The 8,371-nt window shown below is 58.1% G+C and carries 12 protein-coding genes; 4 read left to right on the top strand and 8 right to left on the bottom strand.

The features are described 5' to 3' along the window. Positions 1 to 284: hypothetical protein (locus RMO15_RS17470; RefSeq protein WP_309714753.1), on the bottom strand; the 284-nt coding region annotated here is incomplete at its 3' end. A gap of 3 nt (positions 285 to 287) precedes the next feature. Next, positions 288 to 1,157, bottom strand: coding sequence for an ABC transporter ATP-binding protein (locus tag RMO15_RS17465; protein ID WP_309714751.1), 870 nt, complete (start codon positions 1,155 to 1,157; stop codon positions 288 to 290). Positions 1,158 to 1,263: 106 nt separating this feature from the next. On the opposite strand from RMO15_RS17465, the gene RMO15_RS17460 reads away from it, so the two are divergent. The 4 genes from RMO15_RS17460 to RMO15_RS17445 all read left to right on the top strand — a co-directional run bounded on the left by RMO15_RS17460 (position 1,264) and on the right by RMO15_RS17445 (position 4,130). Further along, entirely contained in the window at positions 1,264 to 2,529 is a 1,266-nt protein-coding gene (locus RMO15_RS17460; protein ID WP_309714749.1) for an NAD(P)/FAD-dependent oxidoreductase, read from the top strand. 7 nt (positions 2,530 to 2,536) lie between these two features. Then, complete coding sequence (locus tag RMO15_RS17455) at positions 2,537 to 3,124, top strand: Uma2 family endonuclease (protein ID WP_309714747.1); 588 nt, start codon at positions 2,537 to 2,539, stop codon at positions 3,122 to 3,124. Between the two features lie 62 nt (positions 3,125 to 3,186). Next, positions 3,187 to 3,693: an RNA polymerase sigma factor gene (locus tag RMO15_RS17450; RefSeq protein ID WP_309714745.1), complete on the top strand. Its 507-nt coding sequence runs from the start codon at positions 3,187 to 3,189 to the stop codon at positions 3,691 to 3,693. A gap of 5 nt (positions 3,694 to 3,698) precedes the next feature. Further along, the gene (locus RMO15_RS17445; protein ID WP_309714743.1) at positions 3,699 to 4,130 is read left to right on the top strand and encodes a hypothetical protein; all 432 of its coding nucleotides are present in this window, start codon (positions 3,699 to 3,701) and stop codon (positions 4,128 to 4,130) included. A gap of 10 nt (positions 4,131 to 4,140) precedes the next feature. Here the strand turns inward: RMO15_RS17445 and RMO15_RS17440 are convergent, their stop codons facing one another. The 6 genes from RMO15_RS17440 to RMO15_RS17415 all read right to left on the bottom strand — a co-directional run. Continuing rightward, on the bottom strand, positions 4,141 to 4,548 hold the full coding sequence (locus RMO15_RS17440) for a DUF2752 domain-containing protein (protein ID WP_309714741.1): 408 nt from the start codon (positions 4,546 to 4,548) through the stop codon (positions 4,141 to 4,143). Further along, positions 4,514 to 4,897: a DUF4234 domain-containing protein gene (locus tag RMO15_RS17435; RefSeq protein ID WP_309714738.1), complete on the bottom strand. Its 384-nt coding sequence runs from the start codon at positions 4,895 to 4,897 to the stop codon at positions 4,514 to 4,516. Before RMO15_RS17435 ends, RMO15_RS17440 begins: the two co-directional genes overlap by 35 nt. Before the next feature lie 54 nt (positions 4,898 to 4,951). Then, a complete protein-coding gene (locus RMO15_RS17430; RefSeq protein WP_309714737.1) occupies positions 4,952 to 5,323 on the bottom strand; it encodes a DUF4234 domain-containing protein in 372 nt (123 codons plus the stop codon). A 114-nt stretch (positions 5,324 to 5,437) separates the two neighbouring features. Continuing rightward, positions 5,438 to 6,751 (bottom strand): phosphopyruvate hydratase, encoded by a 1,314-nt coding sequence (gene eno / locus RMO15_RS17425; RefSeq protein WP_309714735.1) that lies wholly within the window; start codon positions 6,749 to 6,751, stop codon positions 5,438 to 5,440. Positions 6,752 to 6,774: 23 nt separating this feature from the next. After that, positions 6,775 to 8,079, bottom strand: coding sequence for a tetratricopeptide repeat protein (locus RMO15_RS17420; RefSeq protein ID WP_309714733.1), 1,305 nt, complete (start codon positions 8,077 to 8,079; stop codon positions 6,775 to 6,777). A 46-nt stretch (positions 8,080 to 8,125) separates the two neighbouring features. Then, positions 8,126 to 8,371 (bottom strand): hypothetical protein (locus tag RMO15_RS17415; RefSeq protein WP_309714731.1); only part of this gene is annotated, 246 nt, incomplete at its 5' end.

Genomic DNA, 8,371 nt, shown 5'->3' with positions numbered 1-8,371 from the left:
AGGCGTGTGGTGAAGAATAGCTCGTGAGCCTGCGCCTCGAAGTCACGGTAGATGGCCGTGCCCACTAAGGCGCTGGCAATCACGGCTCCAAACGCGCCCATGATCCCGACAACCTGGCCCAGCACGATCGGGGCATTCACTTTGATCTGCCCATCGCCGCCGCCGATTTTCACGGCATCGGTGGTGACAAAGAGAAAGGTCAGCAGAAAGAGCACCAGAAAGAAGAGATAGGTCGAGACCTGGCGCATTCGAAAGCGCAGCTCGAAGAGAAAGACATGGCGCATGGCTTAGGCGGCTCCCACGGCATGGAAGTAGGCATCTTCTAGATCAGCGGCGATGGCCTCGAAGCCCTCGCCGGGATCGGTGGCCTGGTAGATCGTGACAACAGGCTTGCCTGCAATCAGGCGGCGGGAGATCACGCGGTAGCGGCTCTCGTACTCGGCCAGCTCGTCCTTGCCAATCACTTTTCGCCAGACACTGCCCGCCACGCGCCCGATCACGTCCTCCGGGTTGCCCTGCGCCACCACGCGGCCTCGGGCTAGGATCGCCATGCGCTCGCATAGCTCTCTCACGTCCTCGACAATATGGGTGGAGAGGATCACGGTCGCGCCCTCCCCAACCTCGGCGAGCAAGTTCAGAAAACGATTGCGCTCCGTGGGGTCAAGGCCCGCCGTGGGCTCGTCCACGATGATCACCGTCGGGTTGGCCAGCAGTGCGACGGCTATCCCGAGGCGCTGCTTCATTCCGCCCGAGTACCCCCCGACATTTTTCTTACGCGCCTCCCAGAGATTGACCTGAGCCAGCAAGCCCTCGACCACGGCCTTGCGCTCCTTGCCGTTGTTTAAGCCCTTAAGCGTCGCAAAGTGATCCAGCGTCGCCTCGCCGGAGAGCGTCGGGTAGAACCCAAACTCCTGAGGTAGATAGCCCAGGGTTGCCCGCATCGCCTCTTTGTTCTTGAGCGTGTCTATTTCATCAAGATAAATACTGCCAGTGTCGGGCTCTTGCAACGTCGCAATCGTGCGCATCAGCGAGGACTTCCCCGCGCCGTTGGGGCCAAGGAGCCCAAAAAGTCCGTGGGGAATGCTTAACGAAACGCCGTCCAAGGCGCGCACGCCGTTGGGATAGGTCTTGGTCAGGTTCTCAATCTCTAGTGCCATACTCCCGAGGATACCGGAAAACGTGCTCAGGATACATCGGGCGGAGGGTTGATTTTACTCTCCTCCCGCAGGATGAGCTTGGCTGCGATAGAATTTGCTCAGGCTTATGACAGATGTAATCGTGGTGGGGGGCGGCGCGGCGGGAATGCTCGCGGCGTGGCGGGCGGCAAAACTGGGGGCGCGGGTGACGCTTTTAGAGAAGAAAAACCGGCTGGGAACGAAGATTCTCATCTCCGGTGGGGGCAAGTGCAACCTCACGCACGCCGGGGAGATGGAGGAGATACGTCGCCAGTTTCGCCCTAATGAGGCGGGGTTTCTGAAGGCCTCGTTCTATCGCTTCACCAACGACGACTTTCTGGAACTGCTCACGGGCCAGGGGCTAAAAGTTTACACCCGCCCCGATGGCCGCATCTTCCCCGTCCCGCCGATTGATGCCAAAGATGTGGTCGAAGTGCTGGAGCGCCATGTCCGTGATGCAGGCGTAAAAGTGCGCCTCGATTGTCCCGTGGAGAAGATTATCGTCACTGAGGGCTCGGTTTCTGGCGTGCAGATCGAGGGCAAAGTGCTCCCTTGCTCTCGCCTGATTATTGCCGTCGGCGGCTCCTCGTTCCCTGGGACGGGCTGCACGGGTGATGGCTGGAAGTGGCTCGCGGAGCTGGGACACACGATTGTCAAGCTCACCGCAGCGCTTGCCCCGCTCTATCTCGACCCCACGCCGCCAGAAGACTGGAGTGGGGTTGCGCTGCGGGACTGCGTGCTCCGTGCCCGTAAACAAAATCCTGATAACAGCACGGGCAAAGAGCGCATGCACTGGCGCGGCGATCTGCTCTTCACCCACAAAGGTGTCTCCGGCCCCACCGCGCTCGGCGTCTCCCGCGAGGTCGCCGAGGCCATCCCCGAGAACTCCACGGTCGAAGTAGACCTCTACCCCGACGAGACGTTTGAGCAAGTGAATGCGCGACTCATGGCCCAAGCCCAGCAGAACCCCAAAAAGACGCTCCTCGGCCTGATTGAAGACGCACCGCTCCCCGAGCGCCTGCGCAAGCCCTTGCTGGAGTCCGCCAAGCTCGACCCCGCCGCAAAGTGCGCGGCACTTACCGCCAAAGACCGCAACCGGCTTGCTAATACCCTCAAAGGCTGGCAAGTGGGCCGCGTCCGCGCCGTCCCACTGGAGCGCGGCGAGGTCGTTGCGGGCGGTGTGGCGCTGGAGGAAGTGGATTCCAAAACGATGGAAAGTCGAAAAATCAAGGGCCTCTACCTCTGCGGGGAAGTGCTGGATATCGCAGGCCCCGTCGGCGGCTACAACCTCCAGGCAGCCTGGTCCACCGGCATCGTCGCGGGTGATAGTGCTGCCCAAAATGCCGTAGAATAGAGCCATTATGACAACCATTGCCACAGCAGTTCTACCCGCTCAGGCCGTGCCACGCCGCAAACTCTGGACGCGTGAGGAAGCCCGTTTTATTCAAAACAGTGGCTTGCTTGACGATGGGCAGTACGAACTGGTTGAGGGAGAACTCCTACAGAAGATGCCAAAAAACGAACCACATGTCTTTTCTACTGCACTGACACGTAGCTGGGCCGAAGGAGTATTTGGGGGGCTTTTCGTCCGTTCACAAGACCCCATCGCGCTAGATGAGCACAACGAGCCAGAACCCGACGTTGTGGTTCTTTCCAAGGGCATGCGCGAGTACCTAACACTGGGGACACCTCCTGTTGAGGACGTGCGTCTACTTGTTGAGGTGTCCGACAGCACGTTGGAGTACGATCTCACCCGCAAGGCGGCACTCTATGCCCGTGCGGGAGTTGTCGAATACTGGGTTCTTGATCTACCCAACCGCCGCTTGCATGTCCACCTCGACCCTTCCGAAGCAGGCTACGGTCGTGTCATTACCCTCGCCGAGTCCCAGACAATCGCCCCGCTCGCCAACCCCGACGCGAGTGTCTTGGTAAGCACTCTACTTCCTTAAGACGTTTTCTTTTTGAAAAATAGTTTGAACTCGTTTGTCCTTTCTGCGATTCTCTTACTGACATGCAAGATAAGGAGCTCCACCGTGCAGCAACGCGGTTTGCTCGAAGGCTCCTGGGCTCCGATGAGCTGGTGAAAGATATTGTCAGTGAGGCGCTCTGGGCGCTCCAGCGCAATCTGGGGCGTCTGACGGAGCCGGGGAGCCAGAAGGCGTTTTTGTTTCGTGTGGTGCGCAACCTGGCTTACAGTGAGCTGCGCCGCCGGGGACGGCTCCCTGAGGTGCCGCTGGAGAGTGTGGAGTGGCAGCAGGCCGATCCCACTCCTGGCCCCGAGGAAGCGCTACAGGGCGCACTCGTGCTGGCAGAGATTCAAACCGCCCTGGAAAAACTCGCCGAGCCGCAGCGTACGGCACTCCTTTTGTATGTCGAAGAGGGGCTCAGCTACTCGCAGATCGCGGAGGTGCTGGCGACGGACCTGGGCACCGTCAAGTCCCGCATACACCATGCCCGTAAGAACCTGGCCCGGCGCCTGCGTCCCGAGACGCGGCAAAGCCTTGGCCTTGAGGAATAAACCATATGAATGATGATAGCAAGCTACGCTCTTTAATCCGTCTTCTCGCGCCCGTCCGTGCGCTTCGCGATGATCTGGAGCAGAGCCTCCACCTGGAAACCTACGAGGGCACGGGCGATTTTGCCCTCCAGAGCCTCGCCTCACTGCGGGATGCCGTTGCTGCCGTCTCGGATGACCCCATCGTAGGAGCGATGACCGCCACCGCACGGCCCGAAGCATCGGAGCGGGAGAAGACCGCGCTCGCCCGCCTGGCAGCGGGGCAGCTCACGGCGTATCTGGAAGGCCAGATCGGCTTCTCCGGGAGCACGAATGGCAAGAGTGGCTCGATCAATATTCAGCGCGCGCCCATCATCAACATGAGTGATGTCCAGGGCGTTTCCCACGAATCTCTAAGCCAGCTTACCAACATGGCCGCAACCTACGTCAAAGAGAAGTAATCCTGCGCCTCTAGGGTGGTTTGGGTAGCCAGCCAAGTAGCCGAACCACCCAAAGGGCAATGAGGAGAACTGTCAATATCCCTGCACCAAGATTGACAGTCTTGGATGAAGGCTGAAGTCTCGGAAAGAAACGTAGTACCACGAAGCCTACTAATATTGTGAAGAAAACAGGGCCGAGGGGATGCAGGACAAACGCACGGGTAAGCTCACCGTGGGCCGTACAGACGAGGGAGCGGGAGATGCCACAGCCGGGGCAGGGGATGTGGGTGAGGGCGTGGATCGGGCAGATATCGGGAAGTCCGAGTAGCGACTTATTGTCTGGGCCAGGGGGCGGAACCAGAAAGGCTGCCGCGAGAATTCCCAGCGGCAGCCAGAGAAGAAATTTACCGGCGGTTGTCGGCAGCGGCGTAGATTTCATTGAGGTCGTTCTGCTGTAAAAACGGGACGACAATCCCGATCCCGTAGATTGGTCCCGCTCCCAGGAAATCCAGCGCCACGTAGAGCCAGCTTTGGTTGCGAGCAGGCAGGCCTACCATGCGTTGCATCCGCTCGATCTTCTGGGCCGTGAGAATGTCCCAGACATAGCCCCAGAGGCTCACGGTGCAGATCAAAAGGATCAAGTGGACAATTGGGGGAATCCCGCGCTCACCCGTGAACTCATCCATCTCCTTGCTGGTCTTGTAGGCCCAGTAGAAGTAGTAGAGTCCGCCGGTAATAAAAGTCAGAACCAGCATCATCAGCAGGTCGCGTCGTGTTCCATTTCGCATTGAAGAATCGTGCCTCCACTTCCTACGACACGCGACCCACCGATTTGGTTGCAGCTACATCGCCTGAGCGTTGCGCGAAGAATCCCAGACTTTATTGAGGTTGTCTTGGAACATGTAGATTGTAACGAGCCCGATAACCAGTCCCAGAATGGTGTGTAAGATTGCCTCATCTTTTGCAGGGAGACCGGCTTGGGCCTGCATACGGGTGATCCTCTGAGACTGTTTGTAGATCCAATACAGCGCGTAAAAGGGAACAAAGCAGCAAAGAACAGTATCAATCACCGGAGACATATCTTGCTCGCCGGAGTAGGCGAGGGTTTCTTCTGAGACTTTATAGATCCAGTAGATACCATAAAAACCACACGTTACCAGCGAGAGAAGAATAACCGTGACAGGCTCACGGCGGGCACCAGCCATACCACTCATAACCACCTCTTTCCTTGAGCAGGGCGTTGCTCTTTAGTTATACTTTGGTATATCCAACAAAAAATCCTCCTTGTTCTTTTTAAGCAAGGAGGATTTACACTTGGTAATGAGGAGCTACTTTAAGTTGTAGAAGCTCTTCAAGCCCTGGTAGACCGCAGTGGTGCCTAGTGCCTCTTCGATACGGAGGAGCTGGTTGTACTTAGCCACGCGGTCCGTGCGGCTGGGAGCGCCGGTCTTGATCTGGCCGCAGTTGGTGGCGACGGCAATATCCGCAATCGTGGTATCTTCCGTCTCGCCCGAGCGGTGGGAGAGAATAGCGGTGTAGCCTGCGCGCTTGGCCATCTCGACGGCTTCCAGCGTCTCAGTGAGGGTGCCGATTTGGTTCACTTTCACGAGAATGGAGTTGCCGATCCCTTGCTCGATTCCCTGAGCGAGGCGGGTGGTGTTGGTGACAAAGAGATCGTCGCCCACGAGCTGCACTTTCTTGCCAATCGCCTCGGTGAGCAGCTTCCAGCCCTCCCAGTCGTCCTCGGACATGCCGTCCTCGATGGAGATGATCGGGTAGTTGGCGGCCAGATCGGCCCAGAAAGCCACCATCTCTTCGCGGGTCTTCCAGATATTGGACTTCCAGAAGTAGTAGCTGCCTTCTTTGCCGTGCGCCTTGCCCTCTTCGTAGAGCTCGGTGGTGGCGGGGTCCATGGCGATCTGGATCTGCGCACCAGGCGTGTAGCCCGCCTTGCCAATCGCCTCCATGATCACATCGAGCGCCTCTTCGTTGCTCTTAAGGTTCGGAGCGTAGCCACCCTCGTCCCCGACGGAAGTCCCGTAGCCCTTGGCTTTGAGTACGGACTTCAGGGCATGGAAGATCTCCGCGCCCCAGCGCAGGCCCTCGGAGAAGCTGGTCGCGCCCACGGGCATCACCATAAACTCCTGAAGGTCCACGGAGTTATCCGCGTGCTTGCCGCCATTGATGATGTTGAGCATCGGGACGGGAAGCTGCTTGGCGTTGGCCCCGCCAATGTAGCGCCAGAGGGGCGTTTCGAGAGCTTCGGCGGAGGCTTTGGCGGCGGCGAGCGAGACACCGAGAATGGCATTCGCCCCAAACTTGGCTTTGTTGTGCGTGCCATCGAGGGTAAGAAGCAGGCTATCCAGGCCCGCCTGATCCGACGCGTCAAAACCGGCTAGCTCGGGGGAGATGCTCTCATTAACGTTCTTGACGGCATTTAAGACGCCCTTGCCAAGATAGACAGACTTGTCACCATCACGCAGCTCGACCGCTTCGTGGGCACCGGTGGAGGCTCCTGAGGGAACGGCGGCGCGTCCGACGACGCCGCACTCTAAAATAACATCCACTTCAACAGTGGGGTTGCCGCGCGAGTCCAGAATCTGGCGGGCGCGGACTTCTTCGATAAGGGTTAATTGGCTCATGCTAGGAAATTATAGCACGCGCACTAGCGACTCCCCATTAAGCGACCAAAAAGACCGCTACGCTTTGTCTCTTCTTGAGAAGGGACAGGGACAGTGAGGGGGGAAAACGATGATGCCATAGCCGCACGCTGGACAGCTTGTGCATCCAGAGCTGTCTGGCGGTTAAGTGCTCTCTGGCAGAGAAGGCCCAGGAAGGGTTCTTGATCTGCGCTAATGAGAGGATACTCACGGCGGATGTAAGCAAGCTGCTTAAGAAGCTGGCGCGGTGTGGATTCAAACTCACGCTGGAGCTTGGCAAACGCGGCATTCATCCGTGACTCGCGGATGCTGTCTGAGGAGTGATCTCGGTAGAGCGTCCGGAAACAGTCCTGAAGCCCGCCGAAGAGGAGATCGTCTTTTGCCAGATGCTGTGCTTCGTGCTGGAGTGCTGATTTTTGGGCAAGCTCGATCATCTTCAAGCGACAAGGATGATCATCTGCGAGGGGAAGGTTCTGTACGTGGAACAAAAGATGGCGTGTCCAGACAAAGTGGTCCTCGCGAAAGAAAAGTTCGGCAGTTTGGAGGAAGGCAATGGCTGCTTGCTCGTAGCGCTCTTCGGGAATCACTGCCAGAAGTCGGCGGCTAGTGTTCTCTGCGCCGTCGTGATGGTCGTTCTGAATGTAGACCATCAGAAGCTGCAACAGGGCACTGAAATCGGCGAAGTTCTCTTGCTCATCTGCCGCAATGGCTTGCTCCAAGGCGGCGATGAGCTCAGGAATGCGGCTCTGACTACGGTAGATGCGGGCAAGGAGAAGCTGGGCATCGTAGTGAGCCTCATTGAGCTCCAGAACGGCCTTCAGCTCGCGCTCCGCCTCATCATTTTTCGACTGGAGCATCAGGCAACGTGCCATCTTACAGCGCAGAGTCTCATCGTGAGGAGCACGACGGATTTGCCACGCATACTGGCGCTCGGCGAGGTCGTAGTTCTTCGTGCGAATGAGAAGCTGTGCCAGGAGCATCCGAGGGCGCGGCATATCAGGAGCCAAGGTCACGGCACTCTTGAGAAGTGAGAGGGATTTCTGGGGGTCTTTCTCCATCGCGAGTGCGGCCTGGTCTACAAGTACACGCACACGCGTGCCATTTCGTCGGCTCTGATCGTACTCACCCCGACGCTGTGGATTGAGTAGTGTCTCGCGGGCGCTATTGAGGAGCTGGTAGCGTTCGGGGTCTTTTTGCGGCGGGTAGAGGCGAACCAAGCGAAAATAGCCCTGTTGGATCTCGTCCTCCGTGGCGGATTCCGAGACTTCTAGGATCGTATAGAGGGTTTCTTCGCCGACTATCTCACTCATGTTGTGGTGAGATTATTGGCTAAAAGACAGTTAGACCTCAGGGGGCTTAGGCAATCTCAAAAAGGAGATCCGTGAGCTTATCAAGACGCTTACGGACCTCGTCTTCATCGTTCTGGATCACGGCTAGCTTGACAAAACCTACGAGGTCACCCACAGGGCCGGAAAGCTCTGGACGCTCTTTGATCAGGCGCTCGGCTTGCTCCAGAAGAGGGTAGGCAAGCTCTGCAAGCGGTGCACTACGCCAGACTTCCTGAGGAATCTCCGCGCCGCCTGCGCCGGGAGCATCTAGGAT

Source organism: Armatimonas sp., from assembly GCF_031410135.1.
Lineage (GTDB): Bacteria > Armatimonadota > Armatimonadia > Armatimonadales > Armatimonadaceae > Armatimonas.
The sequence above is the reverse complement of the archived record's forward strand: the minus strand, read 5'-3'. Positions and strand labels throughout refer to the sequence as shown.

Excerpts from the sequence above, each read along its gene's own strand:
- RMO15_RS17455 (WP_309714747.1), top strand. The coding sequence starts at position 2,537 with ATGACAACCATTGCCACAGCAGTTCTACCCGCTCAGGCCGTGCCACGC.
- RMO15_RS17440 (WP_309714741.1), bottom strand. The coding sequence starts at position 4,548 with ATGAAATCTACGCCGCTGCCGACAACCGCCGGTAAATTTCTTCTCTGG.
- RMO15_RS17445 (WP_309714743.1), top strand. The coding sequence starts at position 3,699 with ATGAATGATGATAGCAAGCTACGCTCTTTAATCCGTCTTCTCGCGCCC.
- RMO15_RS17450 (WP_309714745.1), top strand. The coding sequence starts at position 3,187 with ATGCAAGATAAGGAGCTCCACCGTGCAGCAACGCGGTTTGCTCGAAGG.
- RMO15_RS17465 (WP_309714751.1), bottom strand. The coding sequence starts at position 1,157 with ATGGCACTAGAGATTGAGAACCTGACCAAGACCTATCCCAACGGCGTG.
- eno (WP_309714735.1), bottom strand. The coding sequence starts at position 6,751 with ATGAGCCAATTAACCCTTATCGAAGAAGTCCGCGCCCGCCAGATTCTG.
- RMO15_RS17435 (WP_309714738.1), bottom strand. The coding sequence starts at position 4,897 with ATGCGAAATGGAACACGACGCGACCTGCTGATGATGCTGGTTCTGACT.
- RMO15_RS17420 (WP_309714733.1), bottom strand. The coding sequence starts at position 8,079 with ATGAGTGAGATAGTCGGCGAAGAAACCCTCTATACGATCCTAGAAGTC.
- RMO15_RS17460 (WP_309714749.1), top strand. The coding sequence starts at position 1,264 with ATGACAGATGTAATCGTGGTGGGGGGCGGCGCGGCGGGAATGCTCGCG.
- RMO15_RS17430 (WP_309714737.1), bottom strand. The coding sequence starts at position 5,323 with ATGAGTGGTATGGCTGGTGCCCGCCGTGAGCCTGTCACGGTTATTCTT.